Source organism: Eremococcus coleocola ACS-139-V-Col8, from assembly GCF_000183205.1.
Classification (GTDB): Bacteria; Bacillota; Bacilli; order Lactobacillales; family Aerococcaceae; genus Eremococcus; species Eremococcus coleocola.
On the sequence record NZ_AENN01000001.1, the window covers coordinates 68872 to 87260 of the forward strand.

The window sequence follows — 18389 nt, forward strand, 5'->3', positions numbered from 1 at the left end:
TACTGAATCCAATCTATCTCTTTTCTTTTCTCATTCGACTCAAATCTAAGCTAAAAAACTTAATGACAAAATTTAATTTACTTGGAATTTACCTGCACTTATATGGGTCTAGGTTGACCCAGCATAAAGAATTAGGCAAAAGAATCAAAGTATTCAAAACTAAATTCAGGCCCTAAACTTTCATGAATGATACTTGAATAAGCTTGCGTGAACAGACGGTCATCATAGATAAACATTTCATTGTCATGCAAATTATTGGCCACAGCAACCAAAATTTCTTTTAAGGTTTGAATCATTTGAGGTAATAATTGATCTTTGAAAATATCAGTTTCTTGACCATAATAATCCTGAATTGCTCGCATACCTGCACTTTCTAGTGAAAGAAATGGTAATTTTAATAGGTGAACCTGAACACTGGGACTTATTTCTTGCCAATCATTCGCCATAAAATCACGCCAAGTAATTAATAAAATTGCCTTTTGGGCTTGCTTGAAGTGCCGACATACTTTACGTAAACTCCCTTTATATCCTTGGGCAAGAACTACATAATTATGACTAATTAAATCTTGATTTAGGACTTGAGGATAAGTAGCCTGAATTTGTTCTTGCGAACTAGCAATCACAATCATTTTATTAGCCAAGCTAGTCTGTGAATCTAGTAAAAAATTAACAAAATTCTGGACATATTTATCTCTTGGCCGCTGCTTCTCAAGCTCATCAGTATAAAGAACAGGTACCTGAATAGTATTTTGGATCGGTAGTTTTAATTCATAATTTTCATAGACAAAATTAGCTTGGTTTAACCAACTATCATTTCCAACTTTTTGATGGTAACGATAATTCCCTTTAGAAAATGCTAGACAAGCTTGATTAGATAAATAGTTTGAAAAGTCTAGAATCTGTAAGGAACGTTTTCGTAATACTAAGTGGTAGGCCTGGCTTTGAATAATATCGCCCTGCAGAACTAAAAATTCTTTGCCCCCTGTCTTCTGTATGTATAATTGAACAGTTTGACTACATCTTTCAAGTAAATTACTTAAATCAAAGGCCAATTTAGGGGCTAGGTCAGTCAAACTGGGTACAAGCTGCTTTTTTGCTTGTTGACTTTGTAAATAAAGCTGTTGCAATAAAATTTGAATATTCTTAGCTATTTTATCCTGGTTTGCAAAATAATAAGTACGCGGTAGGCTTCCTAGGGTATCCTGGTCTGCTTCTTTCAAAATGTAAGGCTCCAATAAATCAATTAACTGAAATACAGTCTTTTTTAAGCCAAGCAATAATATCTGTTCGGCATGCCCCACCTGATTTAAACTTTTTATTCTGTCCGAAAGATTTACAATTTGAGTAAAATAAGAAGACAATGGAATACTCGCTTGTTCCTGATGTCTAGCTACTTGAATCCAACTTTCAATATTCGAAATATAAAGTTGGCACTTATCTAGCCCCAAGTCCTGATAGATAGACTGAGTCACTAACTTCATCCAATCATAGTATCGCATGATAATCAAAGGATACCGACTAACCGTTTTAATCATATTCATAGCAAGCGATTTATTTTCCTGATAACTTGATTCTTCTCGTATTTGTCTTACAACGGGACTGGATGCAATCTCTGAATGTAAATCGGATAAGTCGCCACTTTCTTGATTCGATAACCAATAAATTAAAGCGGCCATCACGATTAATTCTTGTTGATTTAAGCGCTCAAGGTCTTGCCTGTTGACTAACCGATATAAATTAACTGCATAGAGAAAATTTTCTTGATTTTTATAAATTGCCCCGAAATCGCCCTCATTTATTGTTTTTAAAGCATGATAGAAATAATCTGCTTGCTCCAAATTTTCAACTAACAGGATAATTTGTTTTCTCTGATTTAAACCAGCCTTGACACTTGCTACAATTGCTTCATCCGGTATCGGAAGATGTTTATTTTCCATAATTAGGTAAGGCTCATTATGAAAACAAGCTTGTGCATATTCACCAAATGACATCATTACTCTTGATAAACTTTGACCTACTTCTTCGTTAGCTTGAAGACTTGTAGCTAGGGTGAGCCCTAACTTTTCTTTATTAAAAATTAAAAATTGTTTGGTTTGGTCTAAAATCATGACCTCATCATTCGGCAAATGTTCTAGGTAGGGGCGCAAGTAATCCAAGCTTTTAGCTTCGGCTTGAATTATTAACTGGGCTATCCAATCCAAGAGATAGGCGGTGATTTTGGCATCAGCTAAAGCTTGGTGGGCCTGATCAAAAAAAAGGTTCATTTCCTGACTTAAATCAGTTAAATTAAATCCAATCGCTTGAGGCATAAATATTTTAGCTAGCTTAACTGTATCTAAGGCAGGAGGATTAAAGTCTAAACCAAAATGATGAAAACATTGTTTCAAAAACCGTAAATCAAAATTTATATTGTGGGCAACAAAAATACAGTCTTTTAAGCGATAATGCCATAAATCAATCACTTGACTCAGATGGGGAGCTTTTTGAACCTGTTCGTTACTAATTCCTGTTAATTTGGAAATGTGACTGGGAATAGGCATATTGGGATTAATCAACATATCATATTCTTTTGTCACTTGCCCTTCTTCAATAATTAAGGCTGCAATTTGAATAATACGATCCCCTTGGTCCAAATTAGGTCCGGTCGTTTCAATGTCCACAATTGCTATCGGTGTGGTCATTATTCACCACCCCCTTGCCAATTTTCTTTAACAAAAGAGATAATAGCCTCTTGTTCATTACTTAATTCGCCATGCAGAATCTTTGCCTCGATTATTGCCAAGATTTGACCAATAAGTGGCCCCCCTTGTTTGAGCTCCAGAGCTGCCATAACATCCTTTCCATCCACCAGCATATCTTGTCGATCTTGCATAGGTAAGCTGGCTTTGATTTCTACAATATCTTTACTCGTCTTTTCCCCCCGAAATAATCGGTAAGCTTGTACTGGTTCTAATAAATTCAAATTATAGGCATAAGCCGTTTGACTAGACCAAAAAAGCTCCGTCTCAAAATGCATCAGAGTATCAAAAGCCAGGACTTGGTCTATAAATTTATTTGAAAAAGTCCATTTTCTCAGCAATTTTTTCATCTTTGCTTGATCTAAGCCTAGCTTTTGCAAAAAAAGCATCCAGACAAAGCTCTCTTCATTAGCAAAAAATTGATTTCTAGTTTCTTCTAACAAGTCACTTAATTCTGCTATTGCTGAATCTACCTTTCCTTGAGGAAGTAGCAAATACTCACTTAGGTTAGAATCTAGGAAATATGGTAAGGCAGTGTGAAGGTATGATCCTAATAAAAATTTAGAAAATTCAATCCGAATCCTTTCCATAGAAATATATTTCAAGGTTGGAGCTAACTTCTGAATCGCCCGTAAAGTCGTTTCCTCAATCGAGAAACCTAATTGACTGGCAAATCGGAGCGCACGCATCATCCTTAAACCATCCTCTTGGAAGCGGGCTTCAGCGTTCCCCACGGCCCGAATACGTTCAGCTTTTAAATCCTTTAAACCGTCATGGAAATCATAAACTTGACCTTGTCGATCAAGTGCCAGGGCATTTACCGTAAAATCACGCCGTAAGGTATCTTCTTGTAGATTCCGTACAAAAGCCACGGAGTCTGGCCGCCGATGGTCACTGTACTTCCCTTCAATCCGAAAAGTCGTCACTTCATATGGCACTTGGTCCCACATAACAATAATAGTTCCATGTTCTTTACCCACATCAATGGTATGCTTGAAAATTGCTTCAATCTCTTGTGGTTGAGCTGAAGAGGTAATATCAATATCGTGGATAGGTAAACCAAGTAGCGAATCCCGAACACAACCGCCAACAAAATAAGCCTCATATCCATGAGACTCAATTTGAGCCATGACAGGCATGGCCGCTTTAAATAATTGATTATCTAAACTAATCTTCATGAGACCATCCTTGATTTTCTCTATCTTTGCTTAAGTCTTCTATCTGTTTTAATAAATAGTCAACTTCTTCAAAATTGTTCGCTTCTAAGGCCCGATTAATGCCTGCTTGAAGCTCAGTCATTTTAGCTTGGAAACTCATCTCAAATAGATATTCATCTAAGCCAGCTTGATTATTTTCCTGAGGAGTAAAGGGATTCTCTTCAAAAACATCGAATTTCATTAACTCTTGATATAAATTAGGAATATTTAATTCAATATAATAAACAGGTTCGTCTAATCGGCCTGACATCCGCAAATCATGAAAGGCTTGTTCTGACAAGGTATATGATAATTGATCTTTGTAATATACAAAAGGTTGATCACTATTGCGATAATAAGAAATATAAAGACCCCGAGGTGCATATTTACAATTTTCAGAAAACTCAATTCGATTAAGCAAATTAGGTTGGGATGCGATATATTTTAATAGATAATTTACAGAAGGATTAGCATGTCGATAATGTTGCATTAACCATTCAATAAAAGCCCGTTTATTTTCATTCTGACTCATCTTCTTCACCTTGCTTTATATTCTCAATTTGTTTTTGTAAAAAATTCCGATAAGCTTTTACTTGCTCAGTGTAATAAAAACTCCGCTGATTCTTCTTAATCAAATCAAGTGCTGCTTGACCTTGTCCCCTATTATACATGAATTTAGCATAATCATACACTAATTTGGGTTGATTTTCATAGCTTGCCAAGGCTAATTCATACTGCTCAACCGCTTGAGTATCCATTCCTAAAGCTTGGAAGGTCTTGGCATAGTAATAATAATTATCTAAATTAAAGATGGGACTAATCATGTTAGTTTTCAAAAAGTGTAAGGCATACTTAGGGTCTTCTTCTAGATAATAATCCATGACCAAGCCTAAACTTTGATAAGCTTCTTCTGCTTCTTCAAGATAGGGTAAGTATTCAAGTAAATGCAAAATTAATTTTTTAGGTAAATATTTTATATCTTTGCCAATCTCAACCAATTGCATTATCTCTGGGTCATCATAAGCCATTTGATCTAATAACCAATCTATTTCAGCCTTTAATCCACTTTGACCATTCCCTAACTGATAATTAATTTGTAAAAGTAAATGCCGATTGGGCAAATAATCAGGATTAAAAGAATAAGCTAATTGGGCATAGTCAAGGGCCATTTGATAATCATGAATAGCAAAGTAAAAACGAGCAAACAGATAAGCTTCTTCTATACTCTTTATGGGTAAATTAGGATCAGTAATCATCTTGGTCACTTTTTCAGCCTGAATCAATTCTTGTTCTAGTTCTAAAGCAACCAAAGTCATTCGACTTGTCCTTTGCAAACTTTCACTGCGTTTAAAATAGGTCCAAAGACTTTCAAGGTAAGGTTTTGCTTCTGCAAACATATGAGCATCTATATAATAATCGGCTAAGTCTAAATAAGCAGCTGCATAAGTTGGAAAGTCTTTAATTAATTGACGATAAAGACTAATGCCTGCTTTTTCATGTCCCATGGCTAAGTATACTTGACCCAGAATACGTTTTGCTTTGCGTGATCGTTTCGAGTTATGAATACGATTTAACCAAGCATAGGCTCGTTCAAAATCTTGTAAGGAAAAATAAATTTCTCCTACAAGGAGGCATAAACGATAGTTAGGTTTAATTTGATAAAGGTGATTTAAAATCATTAAAGCATAATCATAATTAAAATGTGTTTGATAAAAAATAGCTAATTCAAGGAGACGTTTATAAACTGAAGAAGGATGATCTTCTTCACTATAATACTGGCTTAACCATTCTTGGGCTTGGCCTTGTTGAACTTGTAATTCAAATAAATCTGCTAAATTTGGCATGGTATCCTCCTAAAATCTACTTTTTATCAGGCAGACTATTATATTATTATACTACCATAATACTGTTACTGACTCTAGAGTAAGATTCTTCCGAAAGTTATTTTTCATTAAATACTATCAACTTATAACATTTTAAAATTTTTATAATAAAAATTTAAACAAAAAAATAAGGCCAGTATAATCCGGCCTTATTTTTTATTTAAGAAAATTATTTAACAGCGTCTTTTAAAGCTTTACCAGCTTTGAAGCCAGGAACTTTAGTTGCTGCGATTTCAATTTCTTCACCAGTTTGAGGGTTACGGCCCTTACGAGCAGCTCTTTCGCGTACTTCAAAAGTACCAAATCCGATGACTTGAACTTTTTCACCATTTGCTAAGGTTTCTTGAATTGTTTCGAATAACGCTTCTACAGTAGCTGTAACGTCTTTTTTAGTCAAGTTAGTTTTAGCTGCAACTTGTTCTACTAATTCTGCTTTATTTGCCATAAATAAAGTCCTCCTTTAATCTTTGCGTGTTATTCAACACATATAATTTCTGAGTGGCATTTCACTCGATATTACCTATATAGAATATCATACACATTCTTTATCTTCAATCATAAAGTCCCGATTTAAAGCACTTTCAGAAATTATTTTATAAAATTATTGGCGTTCTCTCGTAATTAAGTGGATTGGCGTTCCTTCAAAATAAAATACTTCACGTAATTGATTTTCTAAGAAACGTTTGTAAGAGAAATGCATCAATTCTGCATCATTTACAAAGACGACAAAAGTAGGCGGCCCAACGGCAACTTGCGTCATATAATAAATCTTCAAACGACGCCCTTTATCCGTCGGCGTAGGGTTGGTCGCCACTGCATCCATCACAACATCATTTAATAGGGACGATTGAACACGACGATTACGATTTTCATAAATTTGTTCAATCAAAGGACTTAACTGGTCTAAACGTTGACCGGTTTTGGCTGAGACAAATAAAATTGGTGCGAAATTGAGGTAACGAAATTCTGACCGAACTTTATCAGTAAAGTCCTTAAAACTATCATTATCTTTTTTTAGGGCATCCCATTTATTAACTACAATAATAATTCCTTTCCCCGCTTCATAGGCATAGCCTGCGACATGTTTATCCTGGTCGCGAATTCCTGTTTCAGCATCAAGTACAATACAGACTACATCTGAACGGTCAATAGCAGCTAAGGAACGCATCACTGAATATTTTTCAGTGTTTTCATAAACTTTTCCCTTTTTCCGAATTCCGGCAGTATCAATCACTGTCATTTCTTTACCAGTTTCTGAAATGAATTTACTATCAACTGCTTCGCGGGTTGTTCCCTCAATATTAGAAACAATTACACGTTCTTCTTTCAAAACAGCATTCACCAGTGAGGATTTTCCTACATTGGGGCGACCAATAAAAGAAAACTTAATAGATGTATCTTCATAGTGAGTCGCCAAATCTTTAGGAAAAGAAGCAACGATTTGGTCTAATAAATCCCCTAACCCTGTGCCATGAGCTCCTGATACCGGGTGGGGTTCGCCCAGTCCCAAAGCATAAAAATCAAAGATATCCATCCGTTGCTCAGGATTATCCGTCTTATTCACTGCCAGAATAATAGGTTTATCTGTTTTAAGTAACATGGAAGCAATGACTTCATCCTCACGCGTCAAGCCTTCTTGACCATTTGCCAACATAACAATCACATCTGCTTCATCTATCGCAATCTCAGCTTGGTAACGAATTTGTTTCATTAGGGGTTGATCATCAAGTTCAATACCACCTGTATCAATCAAGCGATAATCATTGCCTAACCATTTTCCTGTAGCATAAACCCGGTCACGAGTAACACCTGGGAAGTCCTCAACGATTGATACTCTATCTCCGACTAAACGGTTAAAAATAGTTGATTTTCCTACATTTGGACGGCCAACTAAGGCCACTACTGGAATTTCGACCATTAATCTGCTCCTTTCTTGCATTTAAAAAGAGTAGGTATGGACCTAGGCTGAACATTCTAGGCTTAGAGACAACAGGCTCTACCATACCCACTCATAAACTTCCATAAGATACTAAAAGCTGGGAACAAGCCCCAGCTTCTTTGTATTCTTGAATTAAATTAGTCTTGATCTGATAAATCAAGGCCACTCAATTGAGAACCTAATAAATCACCCATAGTAAATGAATTTTCAACATCATCTGAGCTAGCAGCTTGTTTATTGGAAGCTGGTTTAGCTGGACGATTGTTAGATTTATTTGCCTTTGGAGCGCGTGGCGCACGTGGGGCAGAATAATCTTCGTTTTCTTCAGCTTCTGAACGAGCTGGAGCTTCTTCTAAAGCTTTAATAGATAATGATAAACGATGTTCTTCTGGATCAACACTTAAAACTTTAACATCAATTTCTTGACCTTCTTCAAGCTTATCAGCTGGGGTAGCAATATGTTCATGAGAAATTTGAGAAATATGAACAAGTCCTTCTACTCCAGGGAATACTTCTACGAAGGCACCAAAATCTGTAAGGCGTTTAACGGTACCCTTAAGTACAGCACCTTGTCCAGCTTTTTCTTCAATATCATCCCATGGTCCAGGCAAAGTATCTTTAATAGATAATGAAACTCGACCTTCTTCTAAATCAACTGATAATACTTTAACTTTAACTGTTTCACCAGGAGTTAAGTAATCACTTGGTTTAGCCACATGTTCATGGGCAATACGTGAAATGTGAACAAGCCCATCCACGCCATCTAAATCAATAAAGGCACCAAAGTTAACTATACGAGCAACTGTTCCTTCAATGATTGATCCTTCTTCAAGGGTTTGTAAACGTTCTGCACGTTTAGCTTCTCGTTCAGCACGAGCAATATCTTTATGTGATAAAATTAAACGATTGTCATTTGGTTCGATTTCAACAATCTTGAATTTTAGTTCTTTACCAACATAAGTTGAGAAATCATCCACAAAATAATCTTCAACCATTGATGCAGGCACGAAACCACGAACGCCTAAATCAACCACAAGACCACCTTTAACTACGTTTTTAACTGGGGCTTCAATGACTTCATCATTTTTAGCTTTTTCTTCTAATTCAGCCCATACTTTCTTAGCATCAACGCGTTTTTTAGATAATAAGTAATTTCCATTTTCTTTATCTTTAATTGGTTTTACTACCACTAATTCAACTTCATCACCAATATTAACCACATCAGTTAATTCTTCAATTGGTATAGCTGATAATTCATTGCGAGGAATAACCCCTTCAAGTCCGCCACTCTCTTGGATAGAAACACGCACTTGATTATCATCAAAAGCTAATACGTCACCTACGACAGTATCACCTACTTTGATTTCTTTTACGCTATCTAAAGCATCTTCCATTGTTTCCATTGTAGTATTTTCTACTACTTCTTCATTTCCGTTTTCTACAAACTCTGACATCTACCAGTTCCTCCTAAGCCTTCGCTCATTTTCGTGATCCCTATATCCATAGAAAGTATGCATATAGCAGACCTCATAATATAAATAATAACAAAAGATTACAAAATAGTCTAGTATAAATAGGGACTTCGCCACTTTAATTCTATTATTTTGTAATAATTTTTTTTACGTAAGTCAGCATTTCTTCGATTGTTAAGTCGGATGCATCAATTTCAATTGCATCCTCTGCTTTTTTCAAGGGACTATGTTTTCTACTTGAGTCATATTTATCACGTGCAATGATACTCGCTAGAATTTCTTCATAAGATTCAGTAGCTAAGCCTCTTTCAACATTTTCTTTATACCGCCTTTGAGCGCGCACCTCAGGCCGAGCCGTAAAGAAAAATTTATAATCAGCTTGGGGTAAGACGACCGTACCAATATCTCTCCCCTCCATTACAACTGATTTTTCTTCTGCGATTTCTCGCTGACGAGCCACTAATACTTGCCGAACTATGGGTATGGCTGATACTTCCGAAACATTTTCAGTGACTTTTGAACTTCTAACCCGCCTTTCAACATCCTGTCCATTTAAAAATATATGCTGAATTTTTTGTCCCTCAACTGCTACGAATTTAAAATCTAATTGACACCGGTTCAAGGTTTCAATCACTTGGTTTAAATTAGTGAAATCAACCTTAGCATCCAAAAGAGCCAAGGTCACTGCACGATACATAGCTCCTGTATCCACAAAAATATAATTGAAATCTTGAGCTAATAACTTAGCTACTGTTGATTTTCCTGAAGAAGCGGGTCCATCAATAGCAATTTGCATAATCTATTCCTCCAAAATTGGTTATCATAAAAACAAGGTGGACTTTAAGTGAATATTAAACTTCACCTTCAGTCCACCCTCACTATTAAAATATTTACAAACTTTTATCAGTAAAATTAAGGAACAACTATCGTCATACCAGGATGAATTGGGGTAGAAGTTGTTGCACCATTCATTTCTAATAAGGTATACACATCAATACCATAATTACGCGCAACTCCATACCAAGTATCACCCTGTTGAATAGTATAAGAGCCTGACCCACTTGGAGTTGGTTCTGGTGTTTCTGGTTCAACTGCTGGTGTTTCTGGTTGAGTTACTTCTTCAGTCACTCCAGTACTCTCACTAGATGATTCATCATCATTTTCAACCGTGATAGCACGTGAAGAAATCGATTGACTTGCACTTGACTGACTTGAAGACGACTGGCTTGAAGCGGATGAAGACTCTTGACTTGTGGAGGTTCTAGAAATCATAACTTGCTCCGCTTTACGTCCAGGAATATCATCGTTATTTCTTTGGGCATCAACAATCATAAAGATTGCAAGCGGAATAATCAATAAGACCACAAAGACAGCTAATAAGACTTTTGATAAGGTAGTAGCTTCTTTATCAGGTTGATTACGTGCAGTCCGTGAAAATTGACGATTTTTTAAGTTTTCATCAGCCGAAAAACGTTGGCTCCAAGGACGACCTTTTTTAGAATCTTTTGCTTGACGATTATTGGGTGCTTGATAGCTTGCCCGTTTAGGTTCTTCAAATAAATCAGACTCGAAAGAATCTTGGTGAGATTCCCTAGTTTGATATTCATCTTCAAATTCATGATCTTTTGGCATAAAAAACCTCCTAAGTATCTAAATATTTGGTTAAATACCCTATTCATTGTTATAATTTTACCCTATTTTAGCATATTTTACAAATTTAACTATAATTTATGCTTTAAAGTTGTGCGAATAACATCATATTGAAATTATTTTGTAATATTTTGCTTATTTTTCTAAAAAGTAAGTTAAAAGTGGGGCAAGAACTTCTACTTAGAAAAATTCCTGTCCCACTTTTAAACAGTATTAATTTTACCTTATATAAGGAATATTTTGCTAATACTTTTGTAAAATGTAGTATAAACCTTGTGACTGGATGGTAAATTAAGGTTGTACCGCTAGTTTCTTGGCACTTCTTTTTTGAATATGTCCTTGGTAATCTCCGAAAAGTAAGTCACGTTTTTGAATAAAAGGCATCACAGTTCTAAAAGTAATAATTTGTAGGCCTGCTAAAATTAAACCTTTGATTAGATTAAAAGGCACAATTAGAGTCATGACATAAGCCAAGATATTATCAATTGGGAAATTCAATACTTTTATATAAAGGGGTAAAGCCACATAATAATTAATTAAAGCCATTGAGACAGTCAATAAAAGAATTAAACCAATAGACATAAAAGCATATTTAAACCACTTATGGCCTTGTTTCATATATTTTAGGGCAATATGAGCTGGTAAAAACATGGCTACAGTAGCAACAAAACTCATAATTGCGCCGATAGGAATCCCTACTTCGCCCCCTTTTAACACATAATTTAAACTATCACGAATCAGAGCCACAATCACTAAACCAACCGGTCCATGAACAATGAGTGCAATCAGTGCAGTTAAATCAGATAGATCTACCTTTAAAAATGGTGCTGCCGGTAGAATCGGAAAATCGAATTGTCGAAGCACAATGCCCCATGCTGCCAAAATTGCCAAAAATACCAATGAACGAATGTCTAACTTTTTCATTATCTTTTCCTCCTATTTGGATCTTTGGGAGCAAAAAAGGAATCCCTGAGGGGATTCCTTGATAAATGGTTGTTTTATAAGCAATGCTCATAAATAATCTCCTTTATCCAGACTTTACTGTCGGTACTGGAATTACACCAGTTCTACAAACTAAGCTAGTTTGTTCGTGGACTTTACCACCGGTCGGGAATTTCACCCTGCCCCTGAAGACGTTTTATTCTATATGTTTATAATATCACAAAGATATAAATCTGTCAAAGCTAGTTTATAGGTTTTTTAACTCTGTTACTTCGTTAGGTAAAAGTTCCCGGTATTCCCCAGGTTGCATTTTTCCTAAATTTAGCGGACCAAATTTTTCCCGCTTTAACTTGACTACATGTGCACCCACTGCTTCGAACATTTTTTTAACCTGATGGTTCCAACCTTCATGAATGGTTAACTGCACAACAGACATTTTCTTTTCTAAGTTAGTATCTAATACTTTTGCTCTTGCTTTTGACGTTTTCTTACCATCAATAATAATTCCGCGTTCTAGCTTACGTAAAGCTTCCTTATCCAAAATTTTATCCAATTTAGCTACATAAACCTTATCCACTTGGTAACGTGGATGCATCAATTGATTGGCGAACTCACCATCATTAGTTAAAAGTAATAAACCGGTCGTATCAAAATCTAGACGACCAATTGGATAAATTCTTTGGTCAATGTGCTTAAAATAGTCCAGTACAACAGGACGTCCCTTGTCATCTGATACCGCCGAAATAACATTTCGGGGTTTATAAAACAGAAAGTAACGTGGTTCCTCTAGGTAAATTGGGACCTGGTCGACTTCAATCTTATCACTTTGCTTCACCTTAAAGCCCAATTCTGTCACAGTCTGACCATTAACAGTAACCCGACCTTGGCTAATAATTTCTTCACATTTACGGCGACTAGCAATTCCAGCATGAGCCATTACTTTTTGGAGTCGTTCCATGTTTCTGTCTCCTCTTTTTCTTTATCCTGATCAAACAATTCTATTTGCCATTCCTTTGTTCTAAACAGTTCTTCTGAAGCTAATTCAGCGTTTAATGCCAAGGGCTCTATGCTTGGAAGTTCTGCCATACTTTCCAAACCAAAATAATCTAAAAAATAATCCGAAACTCCGTATAAGATAGGTCTTCCTGGCCCTTTTACCCGCCCCACTTCTTTAACTAAATCACGTAATAATAGCTTTTGAATCATATTCTGAGAGGCCACCCCCCGTATTTCTTCAATAGCCAGTCGTGTAATTGGTTGGCGATAAGCAATAATTGCTAAGGTTTCAATCGCAGCTTGGGAGAGTTCTTGATTATAGGGATCTTGTGCAAAATCTTTTACATCCTCAAAAAGTTCCTTTTTTGTCACTAACTTATAAACTTGATTATACTTAGCCAACTCAACAGGAGAATTTTCGCTTTGGGCGAGTAAAAGCTGAATTGAATGAATGACCTCTTTTAGGGTATGATCATCAAGATTTAATTTGTTTTTCAAGTAAGAAGGCGCAAGACCATCATTTCCGGCAATAAATAAAAGTCCTAAAATTCGTTTAATCATTGACATTGACTTGCATACCCTCTTTTCGACTAATTTTTATGGGACCTTTTAAAAAATCTTGACTTAGAATGAGTTCTTGCTTACGTACCATTTCCAACATGGCCATGAAAGTAGCAATTAGCTCAGAGGGATTTGCCTGAGTGACACAGTCAATAAAATCTATCTCTTGCCCAACCTTAAGCTGTTTAAAAAGCTGGCGTATATAAGAGACCTTTTCTTCCACCGTCACACTTTCGGTATGAATCTGTCTTAATTTAGGCTGACGGTCTTCAAACTTAGCCAAGGCTAACTGCATTGCTTCAGCGAGTCCTTCTATACTAATTTGACCTAATTCAAGTGGAACTTTTGTCTGATATTGGCTTAAATCATGAGCCTCTTTGGTTAAAAGAAGCTGTCTTTGCTCTTGATACTCATTTAGTTGACCCGCAACAGTTTGAAATTGTTGATATAAGAGCAGTTGTTGGACTAAGTCCTGCCGTGGGTCTTGTCCTTCATAATCATCTTCTAAGTTAGGATTGGGTTCTATCGGCAATAGTAGGCGACTCTTTATTTCTAATAAGCTAGCCGCCATTACCAAATAATCGCCTACGATATCAAGTTGCAGTTCTTGCATTTGGTGAATATAAGCTAAATACTGAGAGGTTATTTCTCGCATCGGTATATCATTGATATCAACTTCTAGCTCTTTAATAAGATGTAAAAGTAAGTCAAAAGGGCCCTGAAAAGCCTCAAGTTCTAAATTTAAGCCTATTTCTGACACCTCGCCACTTCTTTCTTTTTATACTGCTTAAAAAGCCCCAGATTGTTCTAAACGATATTTATGTGTCCAAGCCGTTACGGTTTCCATTGTTTGATTAGATCCCATTACGGCTGCATTAGGATAAAGGGTCCTGATTTCTTTATACATTTGATAACCCCAGCCTTCATTACGATAGGATGGGCTGATAGCTACCCTATCAATAATAATGGTTGTAGAAGACTGACTTTCATTTCCATCTTGAATTTGTTGATCCAGAAGTAAGATAGCTAGTCCAAGAAAATTATCAGAGCTTTCATTTTTATAAAGGTAAATTTGACATGCTTCATCTTGACGATAAGCTTCTAAAACTTTTTCTTGTTCCTCTAAGCTAGGTGTTTCCTCATCATAAGTATAGGACAGAAAGCCTAATACAATTTTCTCATGACGTTTTTTTGAACTAACTAACATAATTGGTCCTTTCTGGTGCACTCAAGTCAATATTAAACTTACATCCGCGCAACTAATTCTTTAACTAAATGATTAAAACGTGGTTTTTGATGTTTAGTAACTTCAATCACTTCTTTATGGTCCAGGGAAGCTTGCATACCAGCAGCTAAGTTAGTAATACAAGAAATCCCAGTTACTTCCATGCCGCAGTGTTTAGCCACAATCACTTCAGGAACAGTGGACATGCCAACGGCATCTCCACCAATAGTACGTGCATAACGAATTTCAGCTGGGGTTTCATAAGTAGGACCAGCAAACCAAGTATAGACACCACTTTGAAGTTGGTAACCTTCTTCTGCTGCAATCTGATTTAAAATTCCGTGTGTTCTTGAACTATATGCATGTGACATATCCACAAAACGAGGTCCATGTTGATCTAAATTAGGTCCAATTAAAGGGTTGACACCAGCTAAATTGATATGGTCACTGATGACCATTAAATCGCCAATATTAAAGCTTTCATTAACGCCCCCACATGCATTAGTTACCACTAATTGTTTAATCCCTAACTCATGAAAAACACGGATAGGGTAGGTAACTGTTTGAATATCATAGCCTTCATAATAATGGAAACGACCTTGGAGCGCAACTACTTTACGACCTGAAAGTTTACCATAGACAAAGGCCCCTTCATGACCTTTTACTGTTGAAACAGGAAAATTTGGGATATTTTCATATGGTATTTTGATTGAATCCTCAAATTCATCCACCATATCTCCCAGACCAGAACCTAATACTAGAGCTATTTCTGGCGAGTCAACCCCTTGAGATATTAAATAATCAATTGTCTTTGCGAACATTTTTAGATCCTCCTAAATCAATTGGTCTAAGAAAGATTTACCATTTTCCGTTGCTTTTACTTTAAAATTATCAGAAATAGTGGCTGCAATATCTGCATAATTTTTTGCTTTTAGTTTTTTAGGCTCTTTTAAGGATGGTCCCCAAACTAAAATAGGAACATATTCACGGGTATGATCTGTTCCCTTATAGGTAGGATCATTACCATGGTCGGCCGTAATCATCAGTAAATCATCTTCTTGCATGGCTGCTTGTAATTCAGGAATCCGAGCATCGAAATCTTCCAAGGCTTGAGCATAGCCCTCAGGGTCACGACGGTGACCATAAAGAGCATCGAAGTCTACCAAATTAGTAAAGGATAAGCCTTTAAAATCCTTTTTCATCACTTCTAATAGGGTATCCACCCCATGCATGTTGGATTTTGTCCGATTACTTTCGGTAATTCCTTGATTATTAAAGATATCTGCAATTTTACCTACAGAAATGACATCTAACCCAGCATCTTTTAAGAAATCTAAGGTCGTTTGGCCGAAAGGACTTAAAGCGTAGTCATGCCGGTTGGCTGTACGAGTAAAGTTCCCAGGCTCTCCAATATATGGACGGGCAATAATCCGACCCAACATATAAGGTTCATCTAAGCTAATTTCGCGTGCATATTGACAAATCTTATATAATTCTTCCACTGGAATCACATCTTCATGGGCTGCGATTTGTAGAACAGAGTCAGCAGAGGTATAGACAATCAAATCGCCTGTATCTAATTGATGTTGGCCATATTCTTCGATAATTTCAGTCCCTGAAGCAGGTTTGTTGGCCACTACCTTTCGTCCGGAGAAATCTTCTAATTTCTTAATTAACTCATCAGGAAAACCATCGGGGAAAACCCGGAAAGGTTTTTCAATTTTGAGTCCCATTATTTCCCAATGACCGGTCATAGTATCTTTTCCAGCTGAGACTTCTTCTAGCTTGGTCCAATAGGCTTGACTTTTGTCCACAGGGCTAAGACCTGGAATGGGTGCTATATTAGCCAAACCCATATCTACTAGGTGAGGAACTTTTAAGCCTGCTGTACTGGCAATGTGACCTAGAGTATTTACATCAAAATCATCAAATTCAGCTGCATCTGGCGCTTGACCAATCCCGACTGAGTCCATTACTAATAAATGTATGCGTTTGAAAGTCATACTATCCTCTTCTTTCTATTGCTTAAGCCCCTGGAAAGGACTTACGATATACTTCTTGTAAACGATAATGTGAAATATGTGTATATATTTGAGTCGTTGAAATATTTTCATGACCCAATAACTCTTGAACAAGACGGAGATCTGCGCCATTTTCTAGAATATGGGTAGCAAAGGAATGACGCAAGACATGGGGGGAAACTTTTTTTTGAATACCAGCCAAGCTGACATATTTATTTAGCGTTTTCCAAATTCCCTGACGAGTAAAAGCTTTACCTCTTTGGGTTAAAAACAAATAATCACTACCAGCTTTGGGTAACCAACCATCACGCACTTGGTCTAAATACTTCTCAATCCAAAAAACTGCTTCTTCTCCTAACGGAACCATACGTTCTTTGTTTCCTTTACCTAAAGTCTGGATAAATCTTAAATCTAAATGTAGATCACCTAAACTTAGATTTGCTAGTTCTGACACCCTCAATCCAGTGGCGTATAGGGTCTCAAACATAGCACGGTCACGAATTCCAAACTTAGTATCAGTATTTGGTGCTGCTAGAATTGCTTCAACTTCAGCCATAGACAAGGAATGAGGTAAGGTCCTAGCCTTTTTTGGACTTTCAATTAAGGCCATAGGATTTTTACTTACAACCCCCTCTACCATTAAAAAGTGAAAAAAAGCTCTTAAAGAAGATAAGATTCTTGCTGCCGTGGAAGCGGCATAGCCTGCTTTATTTAAGCTAGCAATAAATAGTCGCACCAAATCTGTATCAATTTGACTTAATAAATCCATATTTTGTATCTGACAAAATCTAAAGAATTTCTTTAAATCAAGTTCATAATTAGCAATTGTATTTTGACTAAGACCTTTATCTATGGCTAGAAATCGCAAGAAATCAGACAAATAATCATCAATGCGACTGGCTTGATTCATCATTAAGATAAATACCTTCTCCTTTAACTTGCTTAACGAGTCTTTCTTTAAGCAGGCCGCCTAAAGCACGTTTAAATTGTTTTTTACTAATTCCCAATTGATTAACAATATCTGTTGGGTGTGATTTATCGTGTAAGGCTAAAAAGTGTGATGGAATCCGTTTTAGCATGTTTAGAATCATTTGACCATCTTGATCAATCATTTCGTAGGCTCGCGGTTTACTGGACCCATTGAGACGACCATCGGCATGGACATCGACGATTCTTACTTGTAAAACTTGACCTAAATGCACATCATCTGCTAACTCACTTTCATGGATAAAAACCTTATAACCTTCTGTAGATATTGTTTGAACCCCCATGGATAATAGCTGATAAACAGTCACTTGTAAATCTTGATTTTTTAAACGCTCACTAGCACGACGGAAATTACCACTAAGCTTTCTTTCATCTCCTAGTTTTGCCCATAAACGATTTTTTTTATCACGGGTCAGCGTCACAAATAAACGACTGTCACGTTTTGGCCAAAAAGCATGGTCATCCGGTAAATCATCTAAAGAGACCGCAATATCTTTATTAGCTAATCCAATATTAACAAAAACCCCCAATTCATGGTGTACGTCTACAACTGACGCCCAATCATAACTATCAAATCGGACCATCGGTAAATCCTCTTGAAAACACCAATCTCCATACTTATCTTGGTAAACTATTCCTTCGAGGACTTGACCTAGTTTATATTCTTGCTTGGCTTGATCCATTACTTTTAAAGTTTGACCCTGATTCTGTACAAAAATTTGGTCATCATTTATTTGACTAACTTTAGCTTCAATAATATTCCCATTTTCAAGCATCTT

At 36.4% G+C, this 18389-nt stretch carries 18 protein-coding genes and 1 riboswitch; all 18 genes read right to left on the reverse strand.

Annotation, left to right across the window (positions count from 1 at the left end):
• Positions 1-131: 131 nt before the first annotated feature.
• Positions 132-2681 carry an exonuclease domain-containing protein gene (locus HMPREF9257_RS00315; protein WP_006417524.1) on the reverse strand — a complete coding sequence of 850 codons (2550 nt, stop codon included), beginning with the start codon at positions 2679-2681 and terminating at the stop codon, positions 132-134.
• A complete protein-coding gene (locus HMPREF9257_RS00320) occupies positions 2681-3916 on the reverse strand; it encodes a CCA tRNA nucleotidyltransferase (RefSeq protein ID WP_006417481.1) in 1236 nt (411 codons plus the stop codon). The genes HMPREF9257_RS00315 and HMPREF9257_RS00320 overlap by 1 nt, the downstream gene beginning before the upstream one ends.
• The gene (locus HMPREF9257_RS00325; protein ID WP_006417535.1) at positions 3906-4466 is read right to left on the reverse strand and encodes a YpiB family protein; all 561 of its coding nucleotides are present in this window, start codon (positions 4464-4466) and stop codon (positions 3906-3908) included. Before HMPREF9257_RS00325 ends, HMPREF9257_RS00320 begins: the two co-directional genes overlap by 11 nt.
• On the reverse strand, positions 4453-5778 hold the full coding sequence (locus tag HMPREF9257_RS00330) for a tetratricopeptide repeat protein (protein WP_006417469.1): 1326 nt from the start codon (positions 5776-5778) through the stop codon (positions 4453-4455). The genes HMPREF9257_RS00325 and HMPREF9257_RS00330 overlap by 14 nt, the downstream gene beginning before the upstream one ends.
• Positions 5779-5986: 208 nt before the next feature.
• Complete coding sequence (locus tag HMPREF9257_RS00335) at positions 5987-6262, reverse strand: HU family DNA-binding protein (RefSeq protein WP_006417450.1); 276 nt, start codon at positions 6260-6262, stop codon at positions 5987-5989.
• 156 nt (positions 6263-6418) lie between these two features.
• Entirely contained in the window at positions 6419-7735 is a 1317-nt protein-coding gene (der, locus tag HMPREF9257_RS00340; protein ID WP_006417507.1) for a ribosome biogenesis GTPase Der, read from the reverse strand.
• A gap of 158 nt (positions 7736-7893) precedes the next feature.
• A complete protein-coding gene (rpsA, locus tag HMPREF9257_RS00345; protein ID WP_006417441.1) occupies positions 7894-9210 on the reverse strand; it encodes a 30S ribosomal protein S1 in 1317 nt (438 codons plus the stop codon).
• Positions 9211-9355: 145 nt separating this feature from the next.
• Positions 9356-10024, reverse strand: coding sequence for a (d)CMP kinase (gene cmk, locus HMPREF9257_RS00350; RefSeq protein WP_006417568.1), 669 nt, complete (start codon positions 10022-10024; stop codon positions 9356-9358).
• Positions 10025-10140: 116 nt separating this feature from the next.
• Positions 10141-10860: a LysM peptidoglycan-binding domain-containing protein gene (locus tag HMPREF9257_RS00355; protein ID WP_006417537.1), complete on the reverse strand. Its 720-nt coding sequence runs from the start codon at positions 10858-10860 to the stop codon at positions 10141-10143.
• Positions 10861-11169: 309 nt separating this feature from the next.
• Positions 11170-11802: an ECF transporter S component gene (locus HMPREF9257_RS00360; RefSeq protein ID WP_006417578.1), complete on the reverse strand. Its 633-nt coding sequence runs from the start codon at positions 11800-11802 to the stop codon at positions 11170-11172.
• Positions 11803-11894: 92 nt separating this feature from the next.
• Positions 11895-12017: riboswitch (FMN riboswitch) on the reverse strand.
• A 50-nt stretch (positions 12018-12067) separates the two neighbouring features.
• Positions 12068-12778 (reverse strand): pseudouridine synthase, encoded by a 711-nt coding sequence (locus tag HMPREF9257_RS00365; RefSeq protein ID WP_006417476.1) that lies wholly within the window; start codon positions 12776-12778, stop codon positions 12068-12070.
• A complete protein-coding gene (scpB, locus tag HMPREF9257_RS00370) occupies positions 12757-13383 on the reverse strand; it encodes an SMC-Scp complex subunit ScpB (RefSeq protein WP_006417473.1) in 627 nt (208 codons plus the stop codon). The genes HMPREF9257_RS00365 and scpB overlap by 22 nt, the downstream gene beginning before the upstream one ends.
• Complete coding sequence (locus HMPREF9257_RS00375; RefSeq protein WP_006417516.1) at positions 13370-14137, reverse strand: segregation and condensation protein A; 768 nt, start codon at positions 14135-14137, stop codon at positions 13370-13372. Before HMPREF9257_RS00375 ends, scpB begins: the two co-directional genes overlap by 14 nt.
• 27 nt (positions 14138-14164) lie before the next feature.
• The gene (locus HMPREF9257_RS00380) at positions 14165-14584 is read right to left on the reverse strand and encodes a GNAT family N-acetyltransferase (protein ID WP_006417438.1); all 420 of its coding nucleotides are present in this window, start codon (positions 14582-14584) and stop codon (positions 14165-14167) included.
• Positions 14585-14622: 38 nt separating this feature from the next.
• Positions 14623-15423: a purine-nucleoside phosphorylase gene (locus tag HMPREF9257_RS09195; protein WP_006417538.1), complete on the reverse strand. Its 801-nt coding sequence runs from the start codon at positions 15421-15423 to the stop codon at positions 14623-14625.
• 12 nt (positions 15424-15435) lie between these two features.
• On the reverse strand, positions 15436-16605 hold the full coding sequence (gene deoB, locus HMPREF9257_RS09200; protein ID WP_006417565.1) for a phosphopentomutase: 1170 nt from the start codon (positions 16603-16605) through the stop codon (positions 15436-15438).
• 22 nt (positions 16606-16627) lie between these two features.
• Positions 16628-17533, reverse strand: coding sequence for a site-specific tyrosine recombinase XerD (xerD, locus tag HMPREF9257_RS00395; protein ID WP_006417569.1), 906 nt, complete (start codon positions 17531-17533; stop codon positions 16628-16630).
• Complete coding sequence (locus HMPREF9257_RS00400) at positions 17511-18386, reverse strand: S1 RNA-binding domain-containing protein (protein WP_006417475.1); 876 nt, start codon at positions 18384-18386, stop codon at positions 17511-17513. The genes xerD and HMPREF9257_RS00400 overlap by 23 nt, the downstream gene beginning before the upstream one ends.
• Positions 18387-18389: the final 3 nt, after the last annotated feature.

Coding starts and splice junctions, on each gene's coding strand:
- xerD (WP_006417569.1), bottom strand. CDS start 17,533: ATGAATCAAGCCAGTCGCATTGATGATTATTTGTCTGATTTCTTGCGA.
- HMPREF9257_RS00400 (WP_006417475.1), bottom strand. CDS start 18,386: ATGCTTGAAAATGGGAATATTATTGAAGCTAAAGTTAGTCAAATAAAT.
- rpsA (WP_006417441.1), bottom strand. CDS start 9,210: ATGTCAGAGTTTGTAGAAAACGGAAATGAAGAAGTAGTAGAAAATACT.
- deoB (WP_006417565.1), bottom strand. CDS start 16,605: ATGACTTTCAAACGCATACATTTATTAGTAATGGACTCAGTCGGGATT.
- HMPREF9257_RS00380 (WP_006417438.1), bottom strand. CDS start 14,584: ATGTTAGTTAGTTCAAAAAAACGTCATGAGAAAATTGTATTAGGCTTT.
- HMPREF9257_RS00335 (WP_006417450.1), bottom strand. CDS start 6,262: ATGGCAAATAAAGCAGAATTAGTAGAACAAGTTGCAGCTAAAACTAAC.
- HMPREF9257_RS00315 (WP_006417524.1), bottom strand. CDS start 2,681: ATGACCACACCGATAGCAATTGTGGACATTGAAACGACCGGACCTAAT.
- HMPREF9257_RS09195 (WP_006417538.1), bottom strand. CDS start 15,423: ATGTTCGCAAAGACAATTGATTATTTAATATCTCAAGGGGTTGACTCG.
- der (WP_006417507.1), bottom strand. CDS start 7,735: ATGGTCGAAATTCCAGTAGTGGCCTTAGTTGGCCGTCCAAATGTAGGA.
- HMPREF9257_RS00365 (WP_006417476.1), bottom strand. CDS start 12,778: ATGGAACGACTCCAAAAAGTAATGGCTCATGCTGGAATTGCTAGTCGC.
- scpB (WP_006417473.1), bottom strand. CDS start 13,383: ATGTCAATGATTAAACGAATTTTAGGACTTTTATTTATTGCCGGAAAT.
- HMPREF9257_RS00355 (WP_006417537.1), bottom strand. CDS start 10,860: ATGCCAAAAGATCATGAATTTGAAGATGAATATCAAACTAGGGAATCT.
- HMPREF9257_RS00320 (WP_006417481.1), bottom strand. CDS start 3,916: ATGAAGATTAGTTTAGATAATCAATTATTTAAAGCGGCCATGCCTGTC.
- HMPREF9257_RS00330 (WP_006417469.1), bottom strand. CDS start 5,778: ATGCCAAATTTAGCAGATTTATTTGAATTACAAGTTCAACAAGGCCAA.
- HMPREF9257_RS00360 (WP_006417578.1), bottom strand. CDS start 11,802: ATGAAAAAGTTAGACATTCGTTCATTGGTATTTTTGGCAATTTTGGCA.
- cmk (WP_006417568.1), bottom strand. CDS start 10,024: ATGCAAATTGCTATTGATGGACCCGCTTCTTCAGGAAAATCAACAGTA.
- HMPREF9257_RS00325 (WP_006417535.1), bottom strand. CDS start 4,466: ATGAGTCAGAATGAAAATAAACGGGCTTTTATTGAATGGTTAATGCAA.